The 26,603-nt window shown below is 62.6% G+C and carries 31 protein-coding genes; 16 read left to right on the forward strand and 15 right to left on the reverse strand.

The features are described from left to right. Together OZ411_RS17925 and OZ411_RS17930 are read right to left on the reverse strand one after the other, a co-directional pair. Positions 1-1,443: an oligosaccharide flippase family protein gene (locus OZ411_RS17925; protein WP_282529016.1), complete on the reverse strand. Its 1,443-nt coding sequence runs from the start codon at positions 1,441-1,443 to the stop codon at positions 1-3. Beyond that, the gene (locus OZ411_RS17930) at positions 1,437-2,393 is read right to left on the reverse strand and encodes a DUF6492 family protein (RefSeq protein WP_282529017.1); all 957 of its coding nucleotides are present in this window, start codon (positions 2,391-2,393) and stop codon (positions 1,437-1,439) included. The genes OZ411_RS17925 and OZ411_RS17930 overlap by 7 nt, the downstream gene beginning before the upstream one ends. A gap of 106 nt (positions 2,394-2,499) precedes the next feature. Between OZ411_RS17930 and OZ411_RS17935 the strand changes: the two genes are divergently transcribed. Continuing rightward, entirely contained in the window at positions 2,500-2,814 is a 315-nt protein-coding gene (locus OZ411_RS17935) for a hypothetical protein (protein WP_282529018.1), read from the forward strand. Next, complete coding sequence (locus tag OZ411_RS17940) at positions 2,801-3,787, forward strand: hypothetical protein (RefSeq protein WP_282529019.1); 987 nt, start codon at positions 2,801-2,803, stop codon at positions 3,785-3,787. The genes OZ411_RS17935 and OZ411_RS17940 overlap by 14 nt, the downstream gene beginning before the upstream one ends. A gap of 68 nt (positions 3,788-3,855) precedes the next feature. Here the strand turns inward: OZ411_RS17940 and OZ411_RS17945 are convergent, their stop codons facing one another. After that, on the reverse strand, positions 3,856-4,989 hold the full coding sequence (locus OZ411_RS17945; protein ID WP_282529020.1) for a radical SAM protein: 1,134 nt from the start codon (positions 4,987-4,989) through the stop codon (positions 3,856-3,858). Positions 4,990-5,394: 405 nt separating this feature from the next. Between OZ411_RS17945 and OZ411_RS17950 the strand changes: the two genes are divergently transcribed. Together OZ411_RS17950 and OZ411_RS17955 are read left to right on the forward strand one after the other, a co-directional pair. Further along, positions 5,395-6,405: a glycosyltransferase gene (locus OZ411_RS17950; protein WP_282529021.1), complete on the forward strand. Its 1,011-nt coding sequence runs from the start codon at positions 5,395-5,397 to the stop codon at positions 6,403-6,405. After that, entirely contained in the window at positions 6,402-7,715 is a 1,314-nt protein-coding gene (locus OZ411_RS17955; protein WP_130583502.1) for an O-antigen ligase, read from the forward strand. The genes OZ411_RS17950 and OZ411_RS17955 overlap by 4 nt, the downstream gene beginning before the upstream one ends. Here OZ411_RS17955 and OZ411_RS17960 read toward each other — a convergent pair. Beyond that, positions 7,685-8,803 carry a hypothetical protein gene (locus OZ411_RS17960; RefSeq protein ID WP_282529022.1) on the reverse strand — a complete coding sequence of 373 codons (1,119 nt, stop codon included), beginning with the start codon at positions 8,801-8,803 and terminating at the stop codon, positions 7,685-7,687. The genes OZ411_RS17955 and OZ411_RS17960 overlap by 31 nt on opposite strands. Before the next feature lie 180 nt (positions 8,804-8,983). Between OZ411_RS17960 and OZ411_RS17965 the strand changes: the two genes are divergently transcribed. From OZ411_RS17965 to OZ411_RS17975, 3 genes are all read left to right on the forward strand, one after another. Beyond that, positions 8,984-9,919, forward strand: coding sequence for a cupin-like domain-containing protein (locus OZ411_RS17965; RefSeq protein ID WP_282529023.1), 936 nt, complete (start codon positions 8,984-8,986; stop codon positions 9,917-9,919). 15 nt (positions 9,920-9,934) lie between these two features. Next, complete coding sequence (locus OZ411_RS17970; RefSeq protein WP_282529024.1) at positions 9,935-11,122, forward strand: GNAT family N-acetyltransferase; 1,188 nt, start codon at positions 9,935-9,937, stop codon at positions 11,120-11,122. Between the two features lie 260 nt (positions 11,123-11,382). Continuing rightward, entirely contained in the window at positions 11,383-11,574 is a 192-nt protein-coding gene (locus OZ411_RS17975; RefSeq protein ID WP_282529025.1) for a hypothetical protein, read from the forward strand. A 166-nt stretch (positions 11,575-11,740) separates the two neighbouring features. Here OZ411_RS17975 and OZ411_RS17980 read toward each other — a convergent pair whose 3' ends face one another. The 3 genes from OZ411_RS17980 to OZ411_RS17990 all read right to left on the reverse strand — a co-directional run bounded on the left by OZ411_RS17980 (position 11,741) and on the right by OZ411_RS17990 (position 14,530). Next, positions 11,741-12,688: a DUF5996 family protein gene (locus OZ411_RS17980; protein WP_282529026.1), complete on the reverse strand. Its 948-nt coding sequence runs from the start codon at positions 12,686-12,688 to the stop codon at positions 11,741-11,743. Positions 12,689-13,072: 384 nt separating this feature from the next. After that, entirely contained in the window at positions 13,073-13,672 is a 600-nt protein-coding gene (gene wrbA / locus OZ411_RS17985; protein WP_130581440.1) for an NAD(P)H:quinone oxidoreductase, read from the reverse strand. 159 nt (positions 13,673-13,831) lie between these two features. Beyond that, complete coding sequence (locus OZ411_RS17990) at positions 13,832-14,530, reverse strand: pirin family protein (protein ID WP_130581439.1); 699 nt, start codon at positions 14,528-14,530, stop codon at positions 13,832-13,834. A 109-nt stretch (positions 14,531-14,639) separates the two neighbouring features. Between OZ411_RS17990 and OZ411_RS17995 the strand changes: the two genes are divergently transcribed. The 4 genes from OZ411_RS17995 (at position 14,640) to OZ411_RS18010 (ending at position 17,708) form a co-directional block, all read left to right on the forward strand. Beyond that, positions 14,640-15,548: a LysR family transcriptional regulator gene (locus OZ411_RS17995; RefSeq protein WP_282529027.1), complete on the forward strand. Its 909-nt coding sequence runs from the start codon at positions 14,640-14,642 to the stop codon at positions 15,546-15,548. 59 nt (positions 15,549-15,607) lie between these two features. Then, complete coding sequence (locus OZ411_RS18000; protein WP_282529028.1) at positions 15,608-16,177, forward strand: transposase; 570 nt, start codon at positions 15,608-15,610, stop codon at positions 16,175-16,177. 44 nt (positions 16,178-16,221) lie between these two features. Further along, positions 16,222-17,214, forward strand: coding sequence for a tripartite tricarboxylate transporter substrate binding protein (locus OZ411_RS18005; protein WP_282529029.1), 993 nt, complete (start codon positions 16,222-16,224; stop codon positions 17,212-17,214). Positions 17,215-17,360: 146 nt separating this feature from the next. Then, positions 17,361-17,708 (forward strand): hypothetical protein, encoded by a 348-nt coding sequence (locus OZ411_RS18010; protein WP_130581436.1) that lies wholly within the window; start codon positions 17,361-17,363, stop codon positions 17,706-17,708. On the opposite strand, the gene OZ411_RS18015 is transcribed toward OZ411_RS18010, so the two are convergent. Genes OZ411_RS18015 through OZ411_RS18030 form a run of 4 tightly spaced genes read right to left on the reverse strand, consistent with a single transcriptional unit; the run spans position 17,696 to position 20,695 of the window. After that, on the reverse strand, positions 17,696-18,190 hold the full coding sequence (locus OZ411_RS18015; protein ID WP_282529030.1) for a YbaK/EbsC family protein: 495 nt from the start codon (positions 18,188-18,190) through the stop codon (positions 17,696-17,698). The two genes, OZ411_RS18010 and OZ411_RS18015, sit on opposite strands and share 13 nt — an antisense overlap. A 3-nt stretch (positions 18,191-18,193) precedes the next feature. After that, positions 18,194-18,940 carry a haloacid dehalogenase type II gene (locus tag OZ411_RS18020; protein WP_282529031.1) on the reverse strand — a complete coding sequence of 249 codons (747 nt, stop codon included), beginning with the start codon at positions 18,938-18,940 and terminating at the stop codon, positions 18,194-18,196. Beyond that, on the reverse strand, positions 18,937-19,776 hold the full coding sequence (locus OZ411_RS18025; RefSeq protein ID WP_282529032.1) for an alpha/beta fold hydrolase: 840 nt from the start codon (positions 19,774-19,776) through the stop codon (positions 18,937-18,939). The genes OZ411_RS18020 and OZ411_RS18025 overlap by 4 nt, the downstream gene beginning before the upstream one ends. A 34-nt stretch (positions 19,777-19,810) precedes the next feature. Continuing rightward, entirely contained in the window at positions 19,811-20,695 is an 885-nt protein-coding gene (locus tag OZ411_RS18030; protein ID WP_208823803.1) for an amidohydrolase family protein, read from the reverse strand. Positions 20,696-20,953: 258 nt separating this feature from the next. Here OZ411_RS18030 and ykgO point away from each other — a divergent pair, with 258 nt between their 5' ends. The 3 genes from ykgO (at position 20,954) to OZ411_RS18045 (ending at position 22,185) form a co-directional block, all read left to right on the forward strand. Continuing rightward, positions 20,954-21,079 (forward strand): type B 50S ribosomal protein L36, encoded by a 126-nt coding sequence (gene ykgO, locus OZ411_RS18035; protein ID WP_002718645.1) that lies wholly within the window; start codon positions 20,954-20,956, stop codon positions 21,077-21,079. A gap of 98 nt (positions 21,080-21,177) precedes the next feature. Then, complete coding sequence (locus tag OZ411_RS18040; RefSeq protein ID WP_130581432.1) at positions 21,178-21,837, forward strand: tetratricopeptide repeat protein; 660 nt, start codon at positions 21,178-21,180, stop codon at positions 21,835-21,837. A gap of 99 nt (positions 21,838-21,936) precedes the next feature. Continuing rightward, on the forward strand, positions 21,937-22,185 hold the full coding sequence (locus tag OZ411_RS18045; protein WP_130581431.1) for a hypothetical protein: 249 nt from the start codon (positions 21,937-21,939) through the stop codon (positions 22,183-22,185). A gap of 36 nt (positions 22,186-22,221) precedes the next feature. Here the strand turns inward: OZ411_RS18045 and OZ411_RS18050 are convergent, their stop codons facing one another. Further along, a complete protein-coding gene (locus tag OZ411_RS18050; protein WP_028166972.1) occupies positions 22,222-22,401 on the reverse strand; it encodes a hypothetical protein in 180 nt (59 codons plus the stop codon). 269 nt (positions 22,402-22,670) lie between these two features. On the opposite strand from OZ411_RS18050, the gene OZ411_RS18055 reads away from it, so the two are divergent. After that, positions 22,671-23,627, forward strand: coding sequence for an alpha/beta hydrolase (locus OZ411_RS18055; protein WP_130581430.1), 957 nt, complete (start codon positions 22,671-22,673; stop codon positions 23,625-23,627). Between the two features lie 30 nt (positions 23,628-23,657). On the opposite strand, the gene OZ411_RS18060 is transcribed toward OZ411_RS18055, so the two are convergent. The 3 genes from OZ411_RS18060 to cycA form a co-directional block, all read right to left on the reverse strand. After that, complete coding sequence (locus tag OZ411_RS18060) at positions 23,658-23,966, reverse strand: HigA family addiction module antitoxin (RefSeq protein WP_130581429.1); 309 nt, start codon at positions 23,964-23,966, stop codon at positions 23,658-23,660. Positions 23,967-23,980: 14 nt separating this feature from the next. After that, a complete protein-coding gene (locus OZ411_RS18065) occupies positions 23,981-24,277 on the reverse strand; it encodes a type II toxin-antitoxin system RelE/ParE family toxin (RefSeq protein WP_130581428.1) in 297 nt (98 codons plus the stop codon). A gap of 91 nt (positions 24,278-24,368) precedes the next feature. Continuing rightward, on the reverse strand, positions 24,369-24,767 hold the full coding sequence (gene cycA, locus OZ411_RS18070) for a cytochrome c-550 CycA (protein ID WP_028166970.1): 399 nt from the start codon (positions 24,765-24,767) through the stop codon (positions 24,369-24,371). 224 nt (positions 24,768-24,991) lie between these two features. Here cycA and OZ411_RS18075 point away from each other — a divergent pair, with 224 nt between their 5' ends. Next, on the forward strand, positions 24,992-26,485 hold the full coding sequence (locus tag OZ411_RS18075) for an FAD-linked oxidase C-terminal domain-containing protein (protein ID WP_282529033.1): 1,494 nt from the start codon (positions 24,992-24,994) through the stop codon (positions 26,483-26,485). Positions 26,486-26,603: the final 118 nt, after the last annotated feature.

Here is a 26,603-nt window from a genome sequence, read left to right on the forward strand (position 1 = left end):
TTATCCAATATTGCTGCTTGCGAATTTTGCTCTGAAGGCCGTGAAGCTGTGTTTCAGCCGGCCGCGAATCCTTGCGATGTCGAACAGCCAGGCCAGAACGCCGTAGGTGAGGATGCCAACCACCGCCAGCACGATGCAGGCGGCGAGATCCGGAATATGCAGGATGCGATCGAGTGCGGCGACCGTCAGCGCCATCGCGAGTGCGGCGATCAGGACCAGCGCCAGCCGGCCAAGCGGCAGCGGAACGCGGAAGGCATAACGGGTCAGCACCAGCGCACAGGCAAAGCCGATGATGTCGGCGCCGAGCCGCGCCCAGGCCGCGCCGACGGCACCGTAGTGGCTAACCAGCAGATAGGACAGGATCACATTGGCCGCGATCAGCGAGGCGGTGTTGACGAGATAGAAGCCGTTGCGGCCCGACAGCAGGAAGCTCGCGTGCAGATACTGCTGCGTCAGGACCTGGAACACCACGGCGACCGCGATCACAGGCATGATTTCCGCCGCGAGCTCGCGGAAGTCAGGGCCGAGGATGATGTTGGCGACATGCCCGGAGACCACGGCAAAGCCGAGCGAAGCCGGAAGCGTAACTGATAGCAATAGCTCGAGACATTCGGCGAGATGCGAGCGCACCGCGCCATCACCCTGCTTGGCGTGGATCTGGACGGCGAGCGGAAAGAACGCTGCCGCCATGCTCATCGCCGGCATCATCAGCGTCTGCCTGACGAGGTCGAGCGAGGCGACATATCGGCCAGCATCGGCCGCGCCGACGAGGTTGGCGATCATGAAACGGTCGGTGACGCTGGCGATCGCAAGCAGGGTCAGCGACAGCGTCAGCGGCAGGCCGGTCTTGGCCACGGCCATGAGACCAGTACGGTCGAAGCTGACATGCGTGCCACGCCAGGCGGTGCGCGACTGCACGAGCACTGCGAGCAGATAGGCGAGGGCGGAGGAAAGCAACAGCCAGAAGCCATTCGGGCTCACCAGCGCGACGACGACGCCGAGTGTGAGCACGGAGACGGCGCGCACCAGCGTCGCCTTCATCACCGAAAGCGCCATCAGCCGCGCGCGAACCAGGTCCTGCGTCAGCTCGAACAGGCCGATCGCGACCGAGAGCGCCACCGTGGCGAACGCCGCGGTGTTGTCCAGGCCGGCGAGCCGGGCGAGCACATAGGCGATCGGTGCCGTCAGGCAGCAAATGATATAGCCTGACAGTACAAGTCCGCGGACGTCGGTGCCGTCGTTGCGGGCGTGCCCGCTCAGGATCAGATTTCGGAACCAGCCGACCAGGAACACGCTGATCACGGAAGCGAAGCCGATGCCGAGCAAATAGACGCCGTAATCATGCGGCGAGAACAGCCGCGTGAAAACGAACACGCTGAGCAGCCCCAGCAGCGCCGAGAGGATGTTGGCGGTCAGGTTGATGCTGGCTTGCCCGATCAGCATAACGCCGCAAACTCCGTGCGTTTGCCGCTGCCGGTGAGCGAAAGGATTTCGTTGCTCTCGGCGATCGCAGCGCGGATGGTCTCGACCGGCGTGCCGGAGAAGGATGCGATCGAGAACGCGACGTCGTCCTTGTTGGCGCGACGCAAGAGATCCTGCAGCTCGCTTTTGCTGAGCCTCGGATCGTCCCAATAGCTGACGCAGGGGGTGTCCGGGACAGCGGCATGCCGCAGCGAGGCCGCGGCATCGTTCTGCACGAAATAGCCGTACAGCATGTATTCGGAGAATTCGCGGGTCTTGCACAGCGCGTCGATCCAGTCGAGGCCGGTGACGGTCTCGATGCGCTCGGCCAGGGCTCGGGTGGTCTGCTTGTCCCAGAAGATGATGTGCCCGATGAAATCGTCGGCCGGGAACGGCGGCGTCGGCAGCCCCAGCAGTTCATGGGTGGTCACGAGCCAGCGTGAATGTCGCGGCTGGTCCGCCGTCACTACATTCGACATGGTCAGCATCGGGATCGCGTTTGGATATTCGAACCGTGTCAGGTCGAAGTCGCGGAAGAACACGATGTCGGAATCCAGGATGCAAAAGCGCTGGTGAGGCAGTCCGATGGTGGCGGCGATCTTGAGGATCTGCTGCACATGCCATCCGTTCACCGGTTTGGCCCGCAGCGACCACCAGAACTGGCGCCGGCGGCGCTGGATGATGCGTGGCAGCGGCCGCAGCCAGTCGGGCAGGAAGGTCGAGGCCGGGATGACGACGCGACGCTCGCCGGCAAGCGGCGCGAACAGCGGCAGGTCGCAGTCGGGAACCAGGAGATAATGCTTGGAGAACGAGGTAACGTGCCGGTCCACGCTCTCACAAAGCAAGGTGCAGATCTCCAGGTCGCGCCCGTAAGTCGGGGTTAACAACGCAACTGGGTCCATCTCATAGATCTCTCTGGCGATCGCGTTCACGGTTGTCGCTTTCCAAGCCGCCGTTCGTCCTCGGCGAACCTTTCAGCAAGATCGATGCCGAACCGGCGCATTGGCCGCGGCTGGGATCGTCGTTGGTTAATTTTGCTTGCCGCTGATGATCGCCGCGGCGCTGACGGCGCGAAGTAACCATAAGAAGCCGTGTTTCGTGTCCGTCTGCGCGGCTTGCCCGGATATTGCAGAGCCGGATCCGCGCATCGCCGATGCAGTTCGGCGCGGGTATGAGTGCATGTGGGATTACGGGATTTCCGGGCGGAATCGCGCCGCGGGTGATACCAAGGCTGTGCCGCCAGTTCGTTTCGGCACAACCGTTCCGTCCGCGGTGTCCGCTTTTGAAACGGTGGGCAAGAGATTGGCGCCATTCTTTCGCAAACGCGCGAGGAGAGCAGATGGCTCGAACTGAACGATTGAGCCGGCGTCGCTTCGTCGGCGGGATGCTGACGGCCTCGGCCGGCGCAGTTCTCGGCGGCGCCACCCCTGCGCGGGACGCCGCCGGCGCAGCCTCCCGTCTCGGCGCCGATCCCGCGCGGTTTGCCGGCGCCTTTGTGGACTGGGGATCCGACGGCCGCGAGCACATGCTGCAGGCCTGGGAGAAATGGCTGAAGCAGAAGCCGTCGTCCGTGCTCGGTGTGGACTTCTACGGCCAATCGACCTGGGAAGATTTTCGAAAAGTGGATTGGGTGCCGGGCATCTGGAGACGGCTTAATCCAAAACGGAACGTGGTCTGGTCGATGCCGCTGACGATCACGGGAACGCCGCTCGCCGATGTCGCAGACGGCTTGCATGATTCCGAGTTCGAGGCGGCGGCACGCGCGATCTCCGATGCGCAGCCGCGCGCGATCATCCGGCTCGGCTGGGAGATGAATCTTTCGCAGATGGGCTGGTTCGCCAAGGGCCAGGAGGCCGACTACATCAGGGCATTCCGGCGCGTGACCGAGATCTTCCGTCGCGCGTCCAATGAGTTCAAGTTCGACTGGTGTCCCGGCTGGGGGGCGCAGGAGATGCCGGCCGATCTCGCCTATCCCGGCGATGATGTCGTCGACTATATCGGGCTCGACGTCTACGACTTCAAATCGGAAGGCTCGGTGGAGGAGCGCTGGCAGACGCTTTATCTCAAGGCGCCTTTCGGTCTCGAATGGCATCGCGATTTCGCCGCGCGCCACGGCAAGCGCATCAGCTTTCCGGAGTGGGGCGTCGGCCACGCCGGCGACAATCCTTACTTTATCCAGAAAATGCACGACTGGTTCGTCGAGAACCGCGACAGCATCGCTTATGCGGCCTACTTCAACGTCGATGGCCTGTGGCCGACGCAGATCGACACCGGCCGCTTCCCGGAATCGGAAAAGCTGTTCCGAAAGCTGTTCGCAGCCAAGTGACCTCGTAGCCCGGGTGAAGCGAAGCGCAACCCGGGACAACTGCATCAGCGATTACGAGCGGCCAGGGGTTACGCTGCCGCTTCACCCGGGCTGCGGTTGCTGTTGACCTCGTTTGCCTGCGCCTTTGTTCCCGTCAGCAGGGTCAGGCCCATCTTAAGCTTGTCCTGCAGCGTGCGCTGGGCGAGGCAGGTGAAGAGACAGAGCTTGTCGCAGGCCACGGTTTCTTTGCGGCGCATGCGCGCTTCCTCGCTGTACCAAATCTCGCGCGCGGTCTGGGTGCGCACGTTGCCGATCGGCTTGAAGAACCAGCAGACCTCGAGGCGGCCGTCGGAGCGGATGAAATAGTTGCGCATGCCGACCCGGCAGGGCATGACCTCCGGCGGCGCCTTCTCGCGGCGGAAATGATTGGGCCAGGCGTTCAGCACGGCCTCGCCATTGAGGATCGGCGCGCCCTGGCGCTTCAGCCGCAGCAACTCGTCGCGAACCGCGATCAGATCATCCATCTCGCGTTCGCCGATCCACAATTCGTCCTCGACCTCCTGCGTGCCCATCTCGACGGGCTGGAAGCTCAGCGCAGTGGCGCCGATCTGCTGGATCCAGTCGACCATCTGCGGGAGCTGGCGGAAGTTCAGTCTGTGCACGACCGGTTTGATGATGATCGGAAAATCCAATCCTTCGGCGCGGCGCTTCTCGGAGACGTTCCGGATCCCCTGCACGATGTCGTTCAGCGAGTTTTCGACGCCGCGCGAATAGTTGTGGATATTCGGATCGCGCGAATCGATCGAAATGTTGATGTTGAAGGGATGTGCTTCGACCGTCTGCGCAACGATCTTCTTGTTCAGATAGGCACCGCCATTGGTGGTCACGCCCCAATGGATGTCGTTGTCGCGGCAGAACCGGACGAGGTCGAGGAAACCCTTCTTGATATAGGGCTCACCGCCGGCGAACTCGACATGATAGGCGCCGATGAATTCCTTCAGGCTCGAGAGCGCGCGCTGCCATTCCTCGATCGACATTTCCTCGCGGTAGTTCGGGCGGCGCCAATAATCGCAATAACGGCACTTGTAGTTGCAGCGCTCGACGACCTCCGCGAAGATCGCGGCCGGCCGGGTGACATCGCGGCCGGTGCGCAGATAGAGTTCTTCCGACAGCGCGTTGCGGACATGTTTTGTGCCCAGCGAAACGAGGTCTAGCGCTTTCAAGGTGAAACCTCAGACGTTTGCGAGTGTTGTTACGGTCTCGGTCGATTTCTTTGTCGTCCCGAGGAACAGCAAATCGAATGCCAGTGGGGATGAAGGCTCTTCGTGCCGGCGCTCTCGACGGTGTTTAACCTTAACGAATTGCTGCCAACGCGCGCGCCATCGCGCGCTCGTCAATGCTCATCGAATGGCAGTGGAGCGGAAAGCGCGCGAAATGCCCTCCGATTAACCCTCGCAAGAGATCGTCGCCGCGCCGCGCGTGGCTGGATCGGATTTTGCCATGACCTGGCCATACCCTGCGAATCGCTTTCGTGCGGCTCCGCCCATCAACGATTTCGGGACGATTGCGTCCCATGATGGTGGCGTGACCCGTTCTGGGACGGCGTGTCGCGGACTGGGATTGAAGCCATGAACAAGATGTCGATTGCGACCGAGTTTCTTGTAACGGACCGCGCCTGGGTCGCGGCCTCGCCCGGGCTCGACTGCTCCGTCGAGACGGTAGTCTGCATCCCGAGCTTCCGCCGGCCGCAGCATCTGCGGCTGACGCTGGAATCGGTCGCCGCGCAGCGCACCGCGCGCCGCTTTGCGGTCGTGGTGGTCGAGAACGACGCGGCCAATTGTGAAAGCGCACCGGTGGCCGCGGAATTCCTGGCGTCTGGAAAGCTGAATGGCCTTTGCCTCGTCGAGCCGCGGCAGGGTAACTGCCACGCCATCAACGCAGCGTTCGAGACGGCGCTCGCAACCTTCCCGCAAGCCGCGAACTTCCTGATGATTGACGACGACGAGATCGCCTCGCCGGATTGGCTCGAGCGCATGATCGAGGCCGCCGAGACGACCGGGGCGGACGTGATCGGCGGGCCGGTCTGGCCGAATTTCGACGACGAGCGCAAGCGCGGCCTGAAGCGTCATCCGGCATTTGCGCCGGCCTATCATAGCAGCGGGCCGGTGCCCGTGATCTATGGCTGCGGCAATTGCCTGATCCGGCGCCAGGTGTTCGCTGGCCTCGGCAGCCCCGCGTTCGATTTGCGCTTCAATTTCCTAGGTGGCGGCGACCATGATTTCTTTGCACGCTCCCGCCGTGCGGGCTTCCGATTCTACTGGGCGACGGAAGCGGCCATCTCGGAGACGGTGCCGCGGAGCCGGACCAAGCTCGGCTGGATTGTGCGGCGCGGCCTGCGGATCGGGGCGATCAACTATCACATCGAGCGCAAGGGCGCGCAGTCGACGTGGTCGCGTGCCGCTGTGATGGCCAAGATGTTCGGCCTGGTGCCGTTCTCGCTATTCCGCGCCACGCGCATCGTCTTGAGGGAACGGAAGGCCATCATCGCCATGCATCCGATGATGGTGGCCGTCGGCAGCGCGCTTGCGGTGCTCGGCATCGAGCCGCAACCCTACGCCGCGGCGAAGATCGTTTCGTGACCGAGTTTCTCATCACGTCCGAAGCCCGGGCCGTCTTCGCCGATGTGTGGCGGCGGCCGGTGATGGATTTCGTCCGCGCCGCGGTCTTCATCGGCATCCTGCTGCTGGTGTGGATTTCGCTGCATCCGTTCGACGATCTCAGCGACATGCGCGTCGGAGAGGTGACCTCCGGCAAGGAGGCCGTGCTCTACGCGCTGTTCGGCCTGCTCATGGTGCTGATGCTCGTGTTGACCATGCGCGACAACATGCCGGCGTTGGCGTCGCTGCTGACCCCGGCCTATGTGCTGTTCGGGACCTGGCTTTGCCTGACGGTCGTACTGTCGTTCGATCCGGCCACCTCGAGTCGCCGCTTTGCGCTCTCGGTATTCGTCGTGGTGGTGACGGCGACGGTGATGCTGTTGCCGAAGTCGCAGAGCGAGTTGATGCGGTGGTTCAGCATCGCCGCGCTGGTCTTGCTCGCGACCTGCTATCTCGGGATCTTGCTGGCTCCGAACCTGTCGATCCATCTGGCGACCGACCCGCAGGAGCCGGCGCTCGCCGGCAATTGGCGTGGCGCGTTCGGGCACAAGAACGTCGCCGCTGCGATAATGGCGATGACGATGTTCCTCGGCGTCTACTTCATCCGTGCCGGCGGATGGATCTCCGGCGTCATCGTCATAGCGCTCTCGGCCCTGTTCCTGGTCTATTCCGCGGGCAAGAGCTCGATCTCGCTTTGCCTGGCCGTGCTGCTGCTGACCTCGCTGACGTCGGTCGTTCGTTCCTTCTGGGGACGCGCATTGATGTTGCTGCTGCCGCTCATCGTGCTCAACCTGTTCAGCGTCGGCACGGTGCTGAGCGACACGCTCGCGTCGATCGCAAAGCTCCTGCCGCTGGATACGAGCTTCACCGGCCGCTCCGACATCTGGGTCTTTGCCGTCGATTCGCTGCATCAGCGGCTCCTGACCGGCTATGGTTTCGAAGCCTTCTGGGGCAGCAATGCGATCACGAATCTGAAGGAAGGCAAGGAATGGGCAGGCTATGCCTCGCACAGCCATAACGGTTATCTCGACACCGCGCTCGGCACCGGCCTGCCGGGTCTTGTGTTCCTGATCGCCGCTGTTGTCGTCAAGCCGCTGCGCGATTTCCAGGCCGCCGACGAGGACGGCAATGACGGCCCGCTGTCGATGATGTTCCTGCGGATATGGCTGTTCGGCCTCTATCTGTCGTCGATGGAGAGCTTCTTCCTCGACCGCGCCGATCCGATCTGGGCGACGTTCCTGATCGCCGTGTTCGGCCTGCACTATCTCGCGCGGTTCCGTTTGCGGGCATAGATGACGGCCGCCACCGTCGTTGCCACATCGCGCCACCAGCCGGTGAAATCGAATGGCGCCTGCGGCGGTGGTCGTTTCGCCGCGGCCAGGATCGCATCCGCATAGACCTCGCCTGCCGATCCACGCGGAACCAGCACGATCGCGCCGCGATCGATCAACTGCCTGAAGCGCGGATGATGGTCGAACTCGTCCGCTAGCGCGGGGCCGGTCGCGACCAGCGGCCGGCCCGCTTGCGCGCAGGTGAGGATGCTCGAACGGCGGGCCGTGATGCCTTCGTCGAGCGGATAGCAGAAGGCGTCGACCTCGCCGAAGAGGCCGAATACTTCGGCATCGGAGGCAACGAAGCCGGAGACGATCACGTCCTCGCCGAGGCCAAGCTCGGCGGCGCGGGCATGGAAATTCTCCTCGACCTTGTCGACGCCGCGAATGAAGGAGCCGATATAGACCAGCAGCGGCCGCAATCCGCGCGCCTTCAGGATCGCGCCGATCTCGAGCAGCGCATTCGGCTGCTTGCCCGGGTAGATCGAGCCGAAATGGCCGATCACCAATCGTCCGCTGACGCGTGCCGCTGATAGCCGCCGCCGCAATTCGGAGTCTTCGGTCTTCGAGGGCGCCTCGACGTTGGGCGGCAGTGGCGCCAGCACGGATTTCGTTACGGCGGAGCTGACCACGGCGTCATCGGCAAGTTCCTTCCGCACCAGCGGCGAGAACATGACGATGCTGTCGGCAACCCACACCGCGGGAATGTAGGTGATCCGCCGCATCCAGTTCAGCCCGGCCCATTCATGTTCGACCAGGATGATCTCGCGCCGCCGCAGCTTTGCGATCGCGAGCGTGAGAAGCGGCCGCAGGATCACGCGCTTCCAGGCCACGATCGGAAAATTGCAGATCACGCTCTGCGCCGAACCGACTGCGCGCCAGATGTCGTGGAGCGATCCTTGGCCGCGCGTCAGGGTTAATGTTTGGCTACTGCCGGGGTCGAGCTTTTCGATCGCGTCAGTCAATAAGCGCGTGAACTGTCCGACGCCGCAATGCATCTCGGCTCCCGCGCCGAGGAACAGCGCCCGATATCGGGGTGTGGAGGTCATCGCGCAGCGGCAGGGCTTCCGGGGTGATCTCGGTTAGCATACCGCGCAGACCTTAGCTTCCGGTAAGCGCCCGAAACAGTGCCGGCACCGATCTTGCCAATCCTCGTGTGAAGGCTGCCCGGTCGTCCCGTAACGGGACATCGGAAGATCAAAACGACGCAAGGCGACCAGGAGCGCGACATGACGACAGGCAAGATCTTCACCAAATGGGACGACACCCATTCGGAGCTCTGGAGCCATCAGCCGATCCGGCTCGAGCACGCGATGCACAAGCAACCCGCGTTCTCGATGGATGAGCTCGCGAAGCTGATCGAGAACTATCCGCGCGAGCATTACAGCCTCGTCAAGACAGGTGCGAAGGGTTCCGGCCGGGTCTGGCGCGAAGGCGAAATCGGCAAGCTCAGCGGTCGCGAGGTGATCGAGGCGATCTCGCGCGGTGGTCTCTGGCTCAACCTGCGCAATGTCACCTCCATCGATCGCCGTTTCCGCGTGATGGTCGACCAGATGTTTGCGGAGATCGCCGCCAAGGTTCCGCGCTTTGATGCGCCGACGCATCGGGCAGGCATCCTCGTCTCCTCGCCGGACGCCCAGGTCTATTACCACTCCGACCTGCCGGGGCAGGGATTGATCCAGATCGCCGGACGCAAGCGGGTCTACATCTATCCGAACACACCGCCATTCATCCGGCCGGAGCACCTCGAAGACATCGCGCTGTTCGACGTCGAGGTCGATATACCCTATGCCTCCTGGTACGACCAGCATGCCCAGGTGATCGATCTCGAGCCTGGCCAGATGTTGAACTGGCCGCTGAACGCGCCGCATCGGGTCGAAAATCTCGGCGTCGTCAACATTTCGATGACGGTGTCCTACGTCGACGACGAGATCCGGCGCGCGCAGATCCTGCATCTCGCCAATGGCATGCTGCGTCATCGTTTCGGCTACGCGCCGAAGAGCCGCAACCTTCACGGTCCATCCTTCGTTGCCAAGCAGGTGATGCAGAAGCTCTTGCGCGACGGCAAGTGGGTGAAGCGCGAGCGCGCCGTGCGCCGCCCGATCGACTTCCGTCTCGATGAGATCGAGCTCGGCAAGATCGTCGATCTGCCGAAGGCGGCGTAAGCGCGGCGTGTGGCGATGACGGTACTTGCGACATCGGCGGGCAGGCTCTCCGCGCACGCGAAAGCGCGGGCGGCCGGCTACCTCGTCGAGATCTTTACAGACTGGAAGCCGGCAGCAGCGCGGTGGGGTACGTTCGCGCCTCCGACCGCGTTCCAGAATCCGCAATGGTATGAAGCCTGGTACGCTGCTTTCGCCGACACCGACGGCGTCTCGCCCGTGATCGCCTTCATCACCGACGCCGCGACCGGCGAGCCGGCGGCGCTGTTGCCGCTGATCCGTCGTCGGCAGGGCAGCATTCGAACCATCGAGTTCGCCGACCTTGATCTCACCGATTACAACGCGCCGTTGCTTGGGTCCGCGGCGCCGCGCGATGCCGCGGCAGCGCGCGCGTTCTGGCGCGACCTGCGCGCCGCGTTGCGCAAGCTGCCCGGCGGCGCCGATCTCATCCGCTTGCGCAAGGTCGCGCCCGATCTCGACGGCTGGCCCAATCCGCTGTCGCTGCTCGATCGTGCGGCGGCTTGCCCAGTCAATGGCAACCTGGTCACCACGGGCGACGATTACGACGCCTGGCGCCACACGCTGGAGCGGACGGTGCGCAAGGAGCTGGAGCGAAGCTGGCGCGTGTTTACGCGCGATCCGGCGACGAGCTTCACGATCGCCGCGGACAGTGACGAAGCGCTCCGCATTCTCGCGACGACCGAGGCACAACAGGGCTCGCGGATGCAGAGCCTGGGAGTCAATTTCATCCTCAATGACGAGAATTGCGCCGCGTTTTATCGCAGCCTGGTCCGCAACGGTGTCGCCAGCGGTTATGCCATCGTGTCGGCGCTGACGGTGGGCGAGGAGGTGGCGGCAACGCTGCTCGGTGTCCGCAACGGCTCGCGCTACGTGATGATCCGCATCAGCAACGCCGGCGACAAATGGAGTAACTGCTCGCCGGGCCGGCTGATCATCGAGCGCACCATGGCAGCGCTGCACAAGCAGGGCGTTCGCGAGTTCGATTTCTCGATCGGCAACTATGCCTATAAGCGCCGTTTCGGCGTGAAACGCCTGCCATTGCTCGACATCAGCGCCGCCTTGAGTTGGCGCGGATTGCCCCATGCGCTCCGTGATCGGACCGCGCAGGAATTGCGCAGATATCCGAAGCTGGCGACGTATCTGAAACGCGCGCTCGGCAAGCCGCCTTCGCGAGAAGAGAGCTGACTACGATTCTGTAGGGTGGGCAAAGCGAAGCGTGCCCACCATCAAGCACTCCGCTCGTGAAGGTGGGCACGCGTCGCTTTGCCCACCCTACGCGCCGACTGATTCAGAGCTGATCTGCTTCAATGCAGAATTGTCACACTCACGAGGATTGTGTGGGCGTTCCTTCTATGTTCGCAAAAGTCCACAATTGTGATCGCTGCAGCGCCGTATGCTGGCTCCCGGGCTGGGCCACCGGGGAATGTTCCGCAAGGAGAGCCGACATGCCAGCCTATATCCATCACCATGCCGTGGAACCGGACTTCATCATGTGCCCGAGCTGCGCAGGTCTTCCGATGTTCGTCACGGATGTTGCGCCGCATTGGAGCCTGGCGAAGATCGACTTCACCTATGAATGCTCCGATTGTGGTGCGCAGATCAGGCAAACAGTAACCAAGCCGGAGCTGTTGAATTAAGAGCGCGGAAGCGATCACGCTTGAGCAGGATGTAGGGTGGGCAAAGCGAAGCGTGCCCACCGTCACAAGCGGAACGTGGATGGTGGGCACGCTTCCGCCTTAGCCTGTTTGAGCACCGGTGCAAGAAGCCGCTTTGCCCACCCTACGCCCTTAAAGTTGGCGCGACTCAGAGCTGCCGCACCACGCCGGGTCGGCCAAGGGGGCATTCCAGCGCATCGCGATCCCATTTTGCGGCAATAGCGGCGGCCTCATAGGTGCTTTGCAGGAATTCCAGCACCGCCTGGTCGGGATCGCCGGAGGTACGCGCGGCATCATAGGGCAGGATGAATTCGCTGAGCGACTCGCTGAAGAAAGCCGCGTCGGGTCGCACCTTGGCGGTGCGGAAGCCCGCGGGTTCGGGATAGGCATAGGAATAGAACGCCGGATAATCGATGGCGCCGCCGCCTGGCCAGAAACCCGCGCTGCTCACCTCGTGCGAATAGGCTTCGTGCGCCACCGCATCCGGCAGGTTCGGCACGCCACCGGGATGGCGTGGTGCGCTCCTGCCGGAGAAACGCGTCACTGCGAGATCAAAGCTGCCCCAGAAGAAATGCACGGGGCTGGCTTTGCCGAGGAAGCCGGTGCGGAATTGCTTGAACAGCCGATCGCAGTTCAAGAGGATCTGGAAGAAGCGTCGCACGGCGTCAGCATCGTAGGAGCGATGCTGGTTGTCCTCCGGGAAACGGATCGGGTCCGGCACCTCGTTTGGCATTTCGTCGATCGTAACGTCGATGTCGAGCTGTTTCAGCGCAGCGAGCACCGCCGCGTAGAAGCCCGCCACCGAGAGCCCGGCCAGCGCAAAATGCCGCTCAGCGCCGTCGCTAGTCGAAATACGCAAGGCGTGATCGACGAAATCGAAATCGATTTGAAACGTTCTAATGCCGTCGGAGATCGGCGATGTGGTCAGCCCGCGCGCCGTGACATGCAGCGTGACGTGCCACGAATGGTTCAGCCAGGGCGACTTGGCCAGCCGGATCTTGCCGACGATCTGGGTCCAGAGCTGCAGCGTGGCACTGGTGTCACGCCATGCCGCAGTCGGCAGTTCCGGCCATTGCGTTTGCTTGGTGTTGCTCATGCCAGGACCCCGCGCTCAGTGACCGTGAACGCAATCACTTTATCACGAGTTCGTTATGGCAGCTCCAAGCATGCGGGCCGACAAATCGACATCACGACTTCGTGCATTCAGGACAACGGCGTTGCCCGCGCGTGGCGCGGAAAAGACTCTTGCACCACCAGCGCCGCGCCATCGCCTGCAGCGGCCTGCGCACCAATTGCGCCATGAAAAGCATTTCAACCATGTCGTGATCCCCGACGCGCATGTGCCGCCAGGTCCGGGGGGCAAGGACCTGGCGGCTGCAGTCATGCGGTTTTGAACATGAAGGTGCGATCGAAATGAAGGCTCCGACCGCACGCTCTACATAGGGCCACGCTCACAAACGAGAACGCCCTCGAACTCGCATCAGCCATGCAGTTTCTTCGCGGTCTCGGCGATCACACGTCCTTGATAACGGGCGCCCGCAAGCTCGTTCGCGCTCGGTTGCCGGCTGCCGTCGCTGCCGGTGATCGTAGTGGCGCCATAGGGCGAACCACCGGTGATCTCGTCGAGCTTCATCTGGCCGGCAAAGCCGTAATTAAGCCCGACCACGGTGAGGCCGAAATGCAGCAGGTTGGTGATGATCGAGAACAGCGTCGTTTCCTGCCCGCCGTGCTGGGTGGCGGTCGAGGTGAAGGCGCCACCGACCTTGCCATGCAAGGCGCCCTTCGCCCAGAGACCGCCGGCCTGATCGAGGAAGTTCGCCATCTGCGAGGACATGCGGCCGAAGCGGGTGCCGGTGCCGATGATAACAGCATCATAATTGACGAGATCATCGATCTTCGCGACCGGCGCTGCCTGGTCGAGCTTATAGTATGACGCTTTTGCGACTTCGGCCGGCACCAGCTCGGGCACGCGCTTGATATCGACGGTGGCGCCGGCTTCGCGCGCGCCTTCGGCGACCGCATTGGCCATGGCCTCGATGTGACCATAGGCGGAATAATAGAGGACGAGAACTTTGGCCATGATGGCTCTCCGTTGGTTGGGTATTGTTGAAGTTAGAGCGTCATTGCCGGGGCTTGTGACCCGGCAATCGATCACAATCGAGAAACCTGTCGAAGGGGATGGATGACCGGGTCATCCCCGATCAGGTCGGGGACAGGCGGCCGGGCATGACGAGTGAAGTTATGCCGCGTCGACCAGCACCAGCTCGGAATCTTCCAGCGCGGTGATTGTCAGCTTGGCTTCGTCGCGGATCGCGGCGCCGTCACGGGCATCGACACGCACGCCGTTGACTTCGATGCTGCCGGCCGCGGGCACGAGATAGAGATGCCGCTTTTGCTCCGGCGCATATTCCGCCCTTTCGCCGGCTTTCAGCGTGGTCGCAAGCACCCGCGCCTTGGCGCGAATCGGCAGTGCGTCGGCATCGCCCTTAAAGCCGCTCGCGATCGTGACGAGCTTGCCGGAGCGATCGCCCTTCGGGAACGGCTTGGAGCCCCAGGTGGGCTCGCCGCCTTGCGTCGTCGGCTCGATCCAGATCTGGAAGATCTTCGTCTGCAACGGTTCGAGATTGTACTCGGCGTGGCGGATGCCGCTTCCCGCGCTCATCACCTGCACATCGCCAGCTTCGGTACGGCCCTTGTTGCCGAGCGAGTCCTGATGGGTGATAGCGCCTTCGCGGACATAGGTGATAATCTCCATATTGGCATGGGGATGCGGCGGAAAGCCGGTGTTCGGCGCGATCTCGTCATCGTTCCACACGCGCAAGGCGCCGTGGCCCATATTGTTCGGGTCGTAGTGGCTGCCGAACGAAAAGTGGTGCTTCGCCTTCAGCCAGCCATGGTCGGCGCCGCCGAGCTTCGCATAGGGTCTGAGTTCGATCATCGGATGTTCCTCAAATTTCGATTTCGTTTGGATATGCCGTCGGGCGTGGTATAGAAATAGAAACTATCGAAACTCATTGTTTCCATTTGTGGCAGGGGCAATCGCCAGAATGTCAAAACTCCCGGATTTCGAAGCGCTCGCAATATTCGCAAAAGTCGTTGAATTGCGGTCATTCGCGGGGGCCGCAACCGATCTTTCGCTGTCGAAGGCCACCGTCTCAAAGGCGGTCAGCCGGCTCGAGGATCGGCTCGGCGCGCGGATGTTCAACCGCACCTCGCGGCGGCTGGCGCTAACGGATGCAGGGCAAAAGCTGTCGGAGCGCGCCGCGCGCCTGCTTGCCGACGGGGAGGCCGCCGAGAACGAGGCGTTGGCACAATCGGTCACTCCGCGCGGCCTGGTGCGGCTCGCGGTGCCCATGACGTTCGGAGTGAAATCAGTCGCGCCGCTGTTGCCGGAGTTTCTGGAGAAATATCCGGAGGTGTCGATCGACCTGCATTTGAGCGATGCCACCGTCGACCTGATCGGCGAAGGTTTCGATGCCGGCCTACGCATCGCGCGCTTGCCCGATTCATCCTTGATCGCGCGGCGGCTCTGCGCGATGCCGCGCTACACGGTGGCGGCGCCGTCCTACCTGAAGCGCTACGGCCGGCCGACGCATCCGATGCATCTCGCCGAGCATAAATGCTTCGGCTACGCCTATCTCTCGACCGCGGGCGTCTGGCACTACACCAACGCGGCCGGCGAACAAGCGAGCGTCCGTCCCGCTGGGCAGTTGCGCGTCAACAATGGCGAAGCGCTGCTGCCGGCAGTTCTCGCCGGCCTCGGCATCGCCGATCTCCCCGATTTCATCGTCGGGGAAGCCATCGCGCGCGGCGAGGTCGAGGTGATCCTCAAGGGTTGGAAGCTGCCCGAAGGCGCCGTGCACCTGGTGACGCCCCCTGGCGGCCCGCGCCCCGCGCGCGTTGAAGTGCTCGCGGAGTTTTTGGCGAAGCATTTTGTAAAGGGAAAGAGGCGTTGACGGTCTCGTAGGGTGGGCAAAGCGAAGCGTGCCCACCAATCTAGCGCGGTGGGGGGATCATGCCGCAGTACCGACGCGCAAAAGGCAGCACCTTTTTCTTTACGGTCGTTCTTGCCGATCGAGCGAGCACCTTGCCTGTCAGCGAAATAGACCGCCTGCGAAGGATCTATCGGACGGTCTGCGAACGTCGTCCGTTTGAGACCGTCGCAATCTGCATTCTGCCGGACCACATTCACGCCGTCTGGACCCTTCCAGAGGAAGATGCTGACTTCTCCGCTCGCTGGAGCCTCATCAAGGATGGTTTCTCACGCGGTGTCGAGGACAAGCCGCGATCCTCCCCAAGCAAGATCGTCAAGCGGGAGAAAGGCATCTGGCAGCGTCGCTTTTGGGAGCATGCGATCCGCGATGACACTGATGTCGAACGGCATGTCGACTACATTCACTTCAATCCGGTGAAGCACGGTTACGTCACGCGCGTGGCGGACTGGCCGCACAGCAGTTTTCATCGCTACGTCGAACGTGGCCTGCTCGATGCGGAGTGGGGTGGGAATATGAAGGAGATTCGAGGATCGTTCGGTGAGTGTAGGGTGGGCACGCTGCGCTTTGCCTACCCTACAATTTGTGGTTAGGCTCTCCCCACAAACCAAACAAAACCACCGGGGAGAAACTGCCGATGAACCGCCGCGAGCTTTTGAAAACTGCCGCCGTCTTGCCGCTCGCGCAAACCGCGCTTTCGCACGCTGCTTTCGCGCAAGGCGCTGTCTATCCCAACCGCAACATCACCATGATCGTGCCGTTTCCGGCCGGTGGGCAGGCCGATCTCGCGGCGCGGCCGGTGGCGCTGGCATTGGAGCGGATCCTCGGCAAGCCCGTGATCGTCGACAACCGCGCCGGTGGAGCCGGCGGCTCCGTCGGCAATGCGCAGGCGGCGCGCGCCGAGCCGGACGGCTACACGCTGTTGATGACGCTGTCCTCGCTCGCCGTGCTGCCCGAAGCCGATCGGCTGTTCGACCGCCCGGTCGCCTATGAGGTGTCGCAATTCGCGCCGGTCGCGCGCGTGCTCGCCGATCCGACGCTGCTCGCGGTGCCGGCCTCCGCTCCATGGAAGACGCTGCAGGATTTTGTCGACGATGCCAAACGGCGCCCTGGCCAGATCCCCTATGGCTCGTCCGGTCCCTACGGCACGCTTCACGTCGCGATGGAAATGTTTGCCGCGAGCGCCGGCATCAAATTGCTGCATGTGCCGTTCCGCGGCGCAGGCCCGGCGCTGACCGCGCTGTTGAGCGGCACGGTGCAGGCGGTGGCATCCGCGCCTGGCACGCTGAAGCAGCAGGTCGCCGATGGCAAGATGCGGGTGCTCGCCAATTGGGGCGCCGAACGCGTCGCCAGCTTTCCCGACCTGCCGACGTTCAAGGAGCTCGGCTACAAGGACGTCGAGTTCTACATCTGGGCCGGCCTGTTCGCGCAGCGCGCATTGCCCGCGCCGATCATGACGCGACTGCGGGAGGCGATGGCGGAAGCGGTGAAAGCGCGGGAGGTCGTCAAGACGTTCGAGACCGCGGGCAGTCCGGTTGCCTATCTCGATGCGCCGGAGTTTTCCGAATTCGTCGCCGACGACAGCGCGCGGCTGATCGCAGCGGTCAAGAAAATCGGCAAAGTGGAGTAGGCGATTTCACGTTTTGTTGCGGGTCGCGAACCTTCCGAAGTCTCATTCATTTGTCATAGTTGCAAATCGGCATGTGCCTGGAACCGGCACGCCGAGATGCAATCGAACGAGACGTTTGTCGACAAGATATTGGAAGAGGATCCTGCATGCGAACGCCGCGCATTGTCCTGGGTTGTGCGATCCTGATCGGCACCGGACTGGTCGTGCAAAACCCGGCATTCTCAGAAGAGTATCGCGGAACCTGGGAACAGCAGATGGCCTGCACGCCCGATGTGTGGCGGCTGTGCAGCGATCAAATCCCTGATACCAACCGGATCACGGCATGTTTGCGGCAGAACACGCCGCAACTCTCCCATGATTGTCGTGCGGTATTCGAATCCAGTGCGAGCGCCCAACAGGCGCCTTCACGTGCGACGCCGCAATCTGCGCCACGCGCACGCGGCGCGCCGCCAGTGCAGCATCAGTCGGCGCCGTCGAGACGTTATGACGAATAGGCCGACACTTCCTCCTGCGGCCGATGCTCGCAGACGTCGACCCATTCGGCCGACGTCAATTCCGCCATCCGCGACGGCGCGATCCTGACCGCGCTGTGGGTCGAGCCCGCAGCAGGCACGACGATGTCGAAAGCCTTCAGCGACACATCGCAATAGACCGCGAGCTGTGTCCTCAGGCCGAAGGGGCAGACGCCACCGACCTCGTGCCCGGTGATATCGGCGACCTCGTGCAGCCCCAGCATCTTCGGCTTGACGCCGAACGGCGCCTTCACCTTCTTGTTGTCCATCCGCGAGGTGCCGCTGGTGACGATCAGCACCACGCGCTCGCCGACCCGTAGCGACAGTGTCTTGGCGATGCGCCCCGGTTCGACGCGATGGGCTTCCGCCGCCAGTGCTACCGTCGCGGAACTCTTGGCCGATTCGATCACGGCAATGTCGGGCGCCTTCTCGGCGAAGAAGGCGCGAACGGATTCCAGACTCATATTCTAGGACCTGTGGGATGAGACCAGCGCAGGAAGCTCGGATAGACCATGGATGCGATAGTCCGGCGCAACGCCGAGCTCATCCATCTGTGTGCGTAGCGCCTTGAACATCGTCAGCGGTGGCAAGGTCTCGCTTTCGACGCAGGCGAGCGCCATGGCCTGCGGCGTCACCCGCTCGATCCAGGCGACATTCAAGCCGAACGCCTTGGCGCCGCAGGCATCCCACGGATTCGAGGAGATGAACAGGACGTCCGAGGGCGGCACGCCAAGGACTTCTTCGATCGGCGTGTAAGCCTCCGGGCTCGGCTTGAAGACCTTCTTGGCATCGACGCTGATGGTTGCGTCCAGCAGGCGGTCGAGCCCGCTGTTGCGCACCAGGGCATTCAGCATGTCCGGGCTGCCATTGGAGAGGATCGCGAGTTTTTTGTCCTTCATCGCCTCGAGCGAGGCGAGCGCGTCCGGATAGAGATCGAGATGCAGGTATTTGTCGATGATCCTGTCGAACGTTCCGGCGTCATATTGCAGGCCAAGGCTCCGCAGCGTGTAGGCGAGCGAGTCGCGCGTGACGACGGAGAAGTCCTGATAGTGCCGCATCAGCGAGCGCAGCCAGCTATATTCGAGCTGCTTGATGCGCCAGATCTGCGTGATGATCTCGCCATAGCCGGGAAACGCATCCTCGGTCACTTCAGCGACCGACTGGACGTCATAGAGCGTGCCATAGGCATCGAAGACGACGGCTTTGATGGTCATTGTAACCTCTCTTGCCCGCCGATCGTCGCATACAGGAATTTGCGCACCGCGTCGACCGATTGATCTCTGGCTGCCTGGTTGAATTCGAGACGATGCCCGAGAAACTTTACCGGCGTTGCAAGGCTCGGAACATCGAAGGCGTGATAGGCGCCGGGATAGACGATAAATTCGATCGGAACGCCCAGGCCCTTCTGGCGCGAAATGCCGTAGTCGTCGCGGCCTTCGACAAGGTTGCGGCACTCCTTGGCCAGTGTCCAGTCGTCGAGCTCGCCGATCAGGATCAGCGTCTGCACAGTCATGCTATCCTTGATGCCGAGGCACGGCGGATAGAATGCAATCGCTGCGCGGAATTTGTTGTTCGATGTCCGCTCGATCATGCCGCGCTCGACCGAGGTAAGCGCCAGCAATCCGCCCTGCGAGAAGCCGATAAGTGCGACGCGATCGCGATCGACGAACGGCTGCTGCAGGAGGAAGTCCAGTGCGCGATAGGCATCGAAGACGGTTGCGGGTGGCGGGCCGCCGGCGCAGGTGCTGCTGAGGCCGCGCGGACCAAAGCGGTCCACTGTGAGCGTGACATAGCCCAAGGATACGAGCAGCTTGCCCCAGCGGTCGTCGAGCTGGCGCCAGCCGCCATTGCAGCCATGAAGCAGCACCACCGCGGGCAAAGCGCCGGCATTGCGGGGCTGCCGCAGGTAACCTTGCAAAGGCTGCGAGCTCGCAAGCGGATTTTCGATCTCGACGAGGCGGCCTTCTGGTGCATCGCCCGCGAGGCACGCGGTCGCGCTTCCGGTCAGGAGTGCAGCGACGATGGCAGCGATCTTGGCGAGGCTTGGCATCGACCACCTCCCGTTCGATCGTCTGCCGGCGACTTTATATACCCAAAATCTTCCGCGCGTTGGCCTTCAGCACTTTGGGGCGGATCTCCTCGCGTATGTCGAGCTTGGCGAAATCCGAAAGCCAGCGGTCCGGCGTGATCACCGGCCAGTCCGAGCCGAACAGCATCTTGTCCTGCAGAATCGAGTTGATGTAGCGCACGAGGATCGGCGGGAAATATTTCGGCGACCAGCCGGAGAGGTCGATGTACACGTTCGGCTTGTGGGTCGCGACCGAGAGCGCCTCTTCCTGCCAGGGGAAGGACGGGTGCGCGAGGATGATCTTCAGGTCGGGGAAGTCGGCGGCGACATCGTCCATATACATCGGATTGGAATATTTCAGCCGCATCCCCATGCCGCCGGGCATGCCGCTGCCGACGCCGGTCTGGCCGGTGTGGAACAGCGCGATCGCGCCGCCGTCATTGATCGCTTCATAGAGCGGATAGGCGAGGCGGTCGTTCGGATAGAACCCTTGCATGGTCGGATGGAATTTGAAGCCGCGGACGCCATAGTCCTCGATCAGCTTCCGCGCTTCGCGCACGCCGAGCTTGCCCTTGTGCGGATCGATGCTGACGAAGGGTATCAGCACATCGAGATTTTCCGATGCGACTTCCAGCATCTCGTAATTGTTGTAGCGGCGGAAACCGGTCTCGCGCTCGGCATCGACAGGAAAGATCACGGCCGCGATGTTCTTGGACCGGTAATAGGCCGCGGTTTCCGGCACCGTCGGCGGATGCTTGTGTGGCGACTTGAAATACTCCGCCATCTGCGCCTGGAAGTCGTCATAGCCGTCGTCGCCATGCATGCCGCAGGGCTCCTCGGCATGGGTGTGGATGTCGATCGCGACGACATTGTCGATGTCGGGCAGCTTGAGCTTTGGCATTCTTGGAGGTCCTTGGGGTTCCCAGCGGCTTGCTTCCTGGGGCTTCCAAATTGATTATACTATATAACGATTTTCGCAAGACAGCCAGAAAGCCGCGGGTAGCGGGCCTATTAGATTGACATTTATGCCCCTGATCGCTTAGAACGCGGCCGTCCCGGGCGGCAGGGCCGTTTTTCGGGACGAATCCCATTTCGCCACATTTGGGCAGGTTTTAGGTTCGGGCTTGAGCACGGCCTTTCAACGCATCAGGATTGTCCCATGAAGGTCCGTAACTCGCTGAAATCGCTGCGCGGCCGCCATCGCAACAACCGTCTGGTCCGCCGCAAGGGCCGGGTCTATGTGATCAACAAGGTGCAGCGCCGCTTCAAGGCCCGCCAAGGCTGATCGCGGGTCCTTCCGTCGGCTCGCCCTGACGCATCGTTTCACACGTCTTTGACGTCGCGCCGCTTTGCAGCGCGGCGTTGTGCGTTTAAGCTATGCGGATGGAATTGAGATTCCTGAGGCTCATAACTCGCAAACTTGCGTTTTTGATCGCCGCGATCGTGATTGCGGCGCCTGCGGCGGCGTTTGCCCAGGGCGATCCCCGGGTCATCCCTCCGCCCAAGGAGCAGAAGAAGCTCCCCGAAGCGCCCAGCAAATTGCCGAAGGTTGGCGCCGATCGTACCCGCGGACTGGATTTCCTGTTCGGCGCGCTGAAGGCGGCGCCCGATGAGGCCAGCGCCAAGCATGTGGAGGCGCGGATCTGGGCGCAGTGGCTGCAGACGCCGAGCGATACCGCAATGCTTCTGATGGTGCGCGCCAAGGCTGCGATGGACGCCCAGAACGCCGATGTCGCGCTGAAACTGCTCGATGCCGTCGTGAAGCTGCGGCCGGACTATATCGAGGGCTGGAACCGACGCGCGACGCTCTATTACCTAAAGAATGACTATGCGCATTCGCTGGAGGACATCCAGCAGGTCCTGATCCGCGAACCCCGCCATTTCGGCGCGTTGGCCGGCCTCGGCATGATCATGCAGGACCTCGGCGACGACAAGCGCGCGCTGGACGCCTTCCGCAAGGCGCTTGCCATCAATCCGCACCTGGAGAAGGTGCCGGAATTGGTGAAGCAGCTCAGCGAAAAGGTCGAAGGCCGCGATATCTAGTTTCACGGGATTAACCACGACTTCCGGCAGCCGATTGCGGCGCGGAACAATTGCCGCTACCCGGCTTGGTTCCCGCTCGAACCCGCCTGGAGCGAAGCCATGAAATCCTTGCTGTTGGCCGGCACGGTGATCGTCGCGACGACGGTCGTCGGTCTTGCCGAAGGGCTCTATTGGGTGGTGGGCAATCGCGCCACCAACACCTGCGACATCGTCACCAGCAACCCGATCGTCGACGGGAACATCTGGTTTGCCGACGGTCCCTACAACTCGGTCGATGACGCCAAGCTCGCCCGCTCCACGATCAGCCAATGCCCAAGGGATCAACCGCCGGCCGACAACCCCAAATAGGGGCTCAAGTGACGGCGCCGGGTTGAGCCCTTGAACTCAGTGCAGCAGTCTGCCGCTACGGGTGAACTGGTCGCGCGCCGCTGCCGCATAAAGCTGTTGCAGCTCGGCCTCGAGTTGCTCATTGACCAACAGCAGCGCCCTTAATGCGCCATGCAGGTCGCCATTGCAGCTTGCGACGATCTGGTCGATAGCCGTCTCGCAGGGATCGGAACTCATTGATACTCCTCCGAATTTCCTTATGAACTGTTGCTGCGGCGTCCTGTTCCTGTGGATTGCGTGGACAGGCTTGCCGTGTTCCATCTCGATCAAGCCGCGCGTTTTGGCAGAATGCCGGCGAGAATCTACGGAACAGGTAATGACGCTGGTATGAACCCGCTATCCACAGGATGGGCGCGTTGTGGAAAACCGGCGTGGCCTGACGATAGGGCATGGGCGTCGCCGGGCGCCGTAATTTTCCCCTGCAACAGATCAACCGGACCTTACCGATGACGATTGTGATCGCAGTGGCGGCGCTGGCGCTGCTGGCCGCCGCCACGCAGTTAGGCGTCGTGCTGGTGCAACGGGCCTTTCCCGCGCAGGGCCTGATGGTCGAGGTGACAGGCGATGCGCTGCATGTCGTCGATATCGGTCCGCGCGAGGCGGCCTCGCCACCGATCGTGATGTTGCACGGCGCAAGCTCCAATCTCGAGGTGATGCGCCGGCCGCTCGGCGAGCGCCTCGCGCGGGATCATCGCGTGATCCTGATCGACCGTCCCGGCCATGGCTGGAGCACCCGCGCACGGGCCAGCGGCTCCACGCCCGCGATTCAGGGCCGGATGATCTCGGAGGTGCTGACGAAGCTCGGCATCGAGCGGGCGGTCGTGGTCGCGCATTCCTGGAGCGGCGCGCTGGGCCTGAGATTGGCGCTCGATGATCCCGACCGCATGGCCGGCCTCGTGCTGCTCGCGCCGGTCGCCTATCCCTGGAGGGGCGGCGTCGGCAAGTACAACGAGTTGATCGCCACGCCTGTGATCGGCCCGCTGTTCGCCTACACGATCACGCTGCCGCTCGGCACGCTGCTCGCCGCGCCGGGCGCGCGCGGTGTATTCCTGCCGCAGACCATGCCGGACGGTTTCGTGAAGGATACAGCAACGCCGCTCTTGCTGCGGCCGCGCGAATTCATCGCCAATGCGCGCGACCTGGTGACGTTGAAGGCGGCAGTCGCCGAGCAGGCGCCGCGCTACGGCATGATCAAAGCGCCCCTCACCATCATTGCCGGCGACGCCGACAGGACGGTGTCGACCGACATCCATTCCCGCCCGCTCGCCGCCGCCGTGCCGCATGCCAAGCTGATCGTGCTGCCGGGCACCGGCCACATGATCCAGAATGCCGCGCCTAGCCTTGTGATCGCGGAGATCGAAGCGATGATCGGGAAGCCGCGGAGTGTCGCGACCGGGGAATAGGGAAAAGGTTACGCAAAGTCTAGCAGTGAGCTATGCGGCTCTTCCAATCGGCTTCGCACGCTCGATCCGCTTACGCTCGCCAGGTGAATTCATCGCTTGCCACAAGTCGCTGCGCCGCTGGATGTTCAGCCAGAATTCCGGGCTGTTGCCGAATACACGGGCAAGAATGAGCGCGGTCGCGGCAGTGACGCTCCGGCGGTCGTTGCAGAGTTCGTTGACATGCTTGCGTTGAACCCCCATGGCCTCGGCCAGCGCGCCTTGAGTCAACCCAAGCGGTTGCATGAATTCTTCCTTGAGGATTTCGCCGACCGTGGCCGGCTTGCGCTTGGTCGTCAGCATGACCGTCTCCTGCTTCACCTATAGCTGTGGTCGTCAAGGTAGACGCCTTCCGCTTCGCCCTTGGAGTTTGACCATCGGAATACAAGCCGCCATTGCTTGTTGACGCGGATAGAGTGAAAACCCGCCAGATTGCCCCGCAATTTCTCGAAATGATTGCTCGGCGGTACCCTCAAATCTCGCTCGGTGGTCGCGTCGTCCAGCATCTGAAGCCTACGAAACAACCGACTTTCGAGATCGGGCGGGATATTTCGCGACTTGACGTCCTCGACGAAAAAAGCCCGTAGCCAATCATCCCGGAAGCTTACGATCATGCGAGGCGAACTGCCTTAACGAGGCAGTGTACCACACTATGGTACAAGGTGGCAACGCCGCATTGTATGGGCGTCGCCACCGAAGAGACCGTTACTGCTGCTTGATTTTCCCGTCCTTGTCGAACTGCGAGAGGAAGGCCCAGAGGTTGTTGGCTTCCGTCTCGTTCTTGATGCCGGCGAACGCCATCTTGGTGCCGGGGATCTTGGCCTTGGGGTCCTTGATGTATTCGAGGAACTGTTCCTTGTTCCAGGTGATGCCGGAATTCTTGTTGGCGTCCGAATAGTTGTAATCAGGCGCGGTACCGGAGTGGCGGCCGTCGATGCCGTTGAGCTCGGGGCCGACCTTGTTCTTGGCACCTTCGCCGATCGCATGGCAGGCGAGGCACTTGTTGAACGAGGTCTTGCCGGCGGCAACATCCTGCGCCTGCGCGCCCGATGCAACGAACACTGAGGTGACGACGGCCAGCGCGCTCAAGATCGATGTTTTCATGTGGTGCTCTTTGTTTCTTCCCTGGTAGGTGGGCGGGTCGCTTGTGGCAGGCCTGCCTCGATTGGACAAGTGACGAAACTTTGACAGTGTTCACGGCGGCAGGCTTGCCCGAGAGAGAACTTGATCTGCGGGGCAGCAAGTTTCGCCCGGCCTTCCCATTTGAGCCCGGAAATGCTTGATTTTCCCGGACAAATCGATAAAGCGCAAAGCTTGGAGGGACCCGCATGGCCATCATGATGCCGGCTGCCGATCAGGCGGTTCTCAATCGCCGCAGTGAGATCGTTGCTGCATTGCGGGCGATCGTGCCGGGCGAGGGCGTGATCGATAGTGCGGCCGAGATGCTGGCCTACGAATCCGACGGCCTCACGGCCTATCGCCAGCCGCCGATGGTCGTGGTGTTGCCCGACACCACCGAGCAGGTCTCAAGGGTGCTGAAATATTGCCATGAGCAGGGCATCAAAGTGGTGCCGCGTGGCTCCGGCACGTCGCTGTCTGGCGGCGCGCTGCCGCTGGCGGACGGCGTGCTGCTCGGCCTGGGTAAGTTCAAGCGCATCCGCGAGATCGATTTCGACAACCGCGTCGTCGTGACCGAGCCCGGCGTCACCAACCTCGCGATCAGCCAGGCGGTGGCGCATGCCGGCTTCTACTATGCGCCCGATCCGTCATCGCAGATCGCCTGCTCGATCGGCGGCAATGTCGCTGAGAATTCGGGCGGCGTGCATTGCCTGAAATACGGCATGACCACGAATAACGTGCTCGGCTGCGAGATCGTGCTGATGAACGGCGAGGTCCTGCGCATCGGTGGCAAGTCGGCGGAGAACGCCGGCTACGACATCATGGGAATTATCACCGGCTCGGAGGGTCTGCTCGGCGTCATCACCGAAATCACCGTGCGCATCCTGCAGAAGCCGGAGACGGCGCGCGCGCTGATGGTCGGTTTTGCCGAGGTCGAGGCCGCCGGCGAATGCGTCGCGCGCATCATCGGCGCCGGCATCATCCCTGGCGGCATGGAGATGATGGACAAACCCGCCATCCACGCCGCCGAAGCTTTCGTCCATGCCGGCTATCCGCTCGACGTCGAGGCGCTCCTGATCATCGAACTCGACGGCCCGAGCATCGAGGTCGACGAACTGATCCGCCGGGTCGAGACAATCGCGCAGGGCTGCGGTTCGACCACCTGCCAGATCTCCAATTCGGAAGCCGAACGCAACCTGTTCTGGGCCGGCCGCAAGGCGGCCTTTCCCGCGGTCGGGCGGATCTCGCCTGATTATCTCTGCATGGACGGCACCATCCCGCGCGGCGCGTTGCCGAAGGCGCTGGCGCGCATCCGCGAACTGTCGGAAAAATACCAGCTCGGCGTCGCCAACGTCTTTCACGCCGGCGACGGCAATCTCCATCCACTCATTCTTTATGACGCCAACAAGCCCGGCGAGATGGAGCGCGCGGAAGCCTTCGGCGCCGACATCCTGCGCTGCTGCGTCGAACTCGGCGGCGTGCTCACCGGCGAGCACGGCGTCGGCATCGAGAAGCGCGACCTGATGCCGGAAATGTTTTCCGAGATCGATCTCAACCAGCAGCAGCGTCTGAAATGCGCCTTTGATCCGCAAGGCCTGCTCAATCCAGGAAAGGTGTTTCCGACCCTGCACCGCTGCGCCGAACTCGGCCGCGTCCACGTGCATGGCGGCAAGCTGGCATTTCCGGATATTCCGCGATTCTAGCGCCCTTCTCCCCTTGTGGGAGAAGGTGGCGCGCATGAAATGCGCGACGGATGAGCGACTATCTGGATTGTCAAGTTGCATTGGCGTAAGCGGCACGCGCCTCGCGTGCTTTGGCGTT

This window comes from Bradyrhizobium sp. Arg237L, from assembly GCF_029990105.1.
Classification (GTDB): domain Bacteria; phylum Pseudomonadota; class Alphaproteobacteria; order Rhizobiales; family Xanthobacteraceae; genus Bradyrhizobium.

Excerpts from the sequence above, each read along its gene's own strand:
- OZ411_RS17925 (WP_282529016.1), bottom strand. The coding sequence starts at position 1,443 with ATGCTGATCGGGCAAGCCAGCATCAACCTGACCGCCAACATCCTCTCG.
- OZ411_RS17940 (WP_282529019.1), top strand. The coding sequence starts at position 2,801 with ATGGCTCGAACTGAACGATTGAGCCGGCGTCGCTTCGTCGGCGGGATG.
- OZ411_RS17950 (WP_282529021.1), top strand. The coding sequence starts at position 5,395 with ATGAACAAGATGTCGATTGCGACCGAGTTTCTTGTAACGGACCGCGCC.
- OZ411_RS17960 (WP_282529022.1), bottom strand. The coding sequence starts at position 8,803 with ATGACCTCCACACCCCGATATCGGGCGCTGTTCCTCGGCGCGGGAGCC.
- OZ411_RS17965 (WP_282529023.1), top strand. The coding sequence starts at position 8,984 with ATGACGACAGGCAAGATCTTCACCAAATGGGACGACACCCATTCGGAG.
- OZ411_RS17970 (WP_282529024.1), top strand. The coding sequence starts at position 9,935 with ATGACGGTACTTGCGACATCGGCGGGCAGGCTCTCCGCGCACGCGAAA.
- OZ411_RS17975 (WP_282529025.1), top strand. The coding sequence starts at position 11,383 with ATGCCAGCCTATATCCATCACCATGCCGTGGAACCGGACTTCATCATG.
- OZ411_RS17980 (WP_282529026.1), bottom strand. The coding sequence starts at position 12,688 with ATGAGCAACACCAAGCAAACGCAATGGCCGGAACTGCCGACTGCGGCA.
- wrbA (WP_130581440.1), bottom strand. The coding sequence starts at position 13,672 with ATGGCCAAAGTTCTCGTCCTCTATTATTCCGCCTATGGTCACATCGAG.
- OZ411_RS17990 (WP_130581439.1), bottom strand. The coding sequence starts at position 14,530 with ATGATCGAACTCAGACCCTATGCGAAGCTCGGCGGCGCCGACCATGGC.
- OZ411_RS17995 (WP_282529027.1), top strand. The coding sequence starts at position 14,640 with ATGTCAAAACTCCCGGATTTCGAAGCGCTCGCAATATTCGCAAAAGTC.
- OZ411_RS18000 (WP_282529028.1), top strand. The coding sequence starts at position 15,608 with ATGCCGCAGTACCGACGCGCAAAAGGCAGCACCTTTTTCTTTACGGTC.
- OZ411_RS18005 (WP_282529029.1), top strand. The coding sequence starts at position 16,222 with ATGAACCGCCGCGAGCTTTTGAAAACTGCCGCCGTCTTGCCGCTCGCG.
- OZ411_RS18010 (WP_130581436.1), top strand. The coding sequence starts at position 17,361 with ATGCGAACGCCGCGCATTGTCCTGGGTTGTGCGATCCTGATCGGCACC.
- OZ411_RS18015 (WP_282529030.1), bottom strand. The coding sequence starts at position 18,190 with ATGAGTCTGGAATCCGTTCGCGCCTTCTTCGCCGAGAAGGCGCCCGAC.
- OZ411_RS18020 (WP_282529031.1), bottom strand. The coding sequence starts at position 18,940 with ATGACCATCAAAGCCGTCGTCTTCGATGCCTATGGCACGCTCTATGAC.
- OZ411_RS18025 (WP_282529032.1), bottom strand. The coding sequence starts at position 19,776 with ATGCCAAGCCTCGCCAAGATCGCTGCCATCGTCGCTGCACTCCTGACC.
- OZ411_RS18030 (WP_208823803.1), bottom strand. The coding sequence starts at position 20,695 with ATGCCAAAGCTCAAGCTGCCCGACATCGACAATGTCGTCGCGATCGAC.
- ykgO (WP_002718645.1), top strand. The coding sequence starts at position 20,954 with ATGAAGGTCCGTAACTCGCTGAAATCGCTGCGCGGCCGCCATCGCAAC.
- OZ411_RS18040 (WP_130581432.1), top strand. The coding sequence starts at position 21,178 with ATGGAATTGAGATTCCTGAGGCTCATAACTCGCAAACTTGCGTTTTTG.
- OZ411_RS18045 (WP_130581431.1), top strand. The coding sequence starts at position 21,937 with ATGAAATCCTTGCTGTTGGCCGGCACGGTGATCGTCGCGACGACGGTC.
- OZ411_RS18050 (WP_028166972.1), bottom strand. The coding sequence starts at position 22,401 with ATGAGTTCCGATCCCTGCGAGACGGCTATCGACCAGATCGTCGCAAGC.
- OZ411_RS18055 (WP_130581430.1), top strand. The coding sequence starts at position 22,671 with ATGACGATTGTGATCGCAGTGGCGGCGCTGGCGCTGCTGGCCGCCGCC.
- OZ411_RS18060 (WP_130581429.1), bottom strand. The coding sequence starts at position 23,966 with ATGCTGACGACCAAGCGCAAGCCGGCCACGGTCGGCGAAATCCTCAAG.
- OZ411_RS18065 (WP_130581428.1), bottom strand. The coding sequence starts at position 24,277 with ATGATCGTAAGCTTCCGGGATGATTGGCTACGGGCTTTTTTCGTCGAG.
- cycA (WP_028166970.1), bottom strand. The coding sequence starts at position 24,767 with ATGAAAACATCGATCTTGAGCGCGCTGGCCGTCGTCACCTCAGTGTTC.
- OZ411_RS18075 (WP_282529033.1), top strand. The coding sequence starts at position 24,992 with ATGGCCATCATGATGCCGGCTGCCGATCAGGCGGTTCTCAATCGCCGC.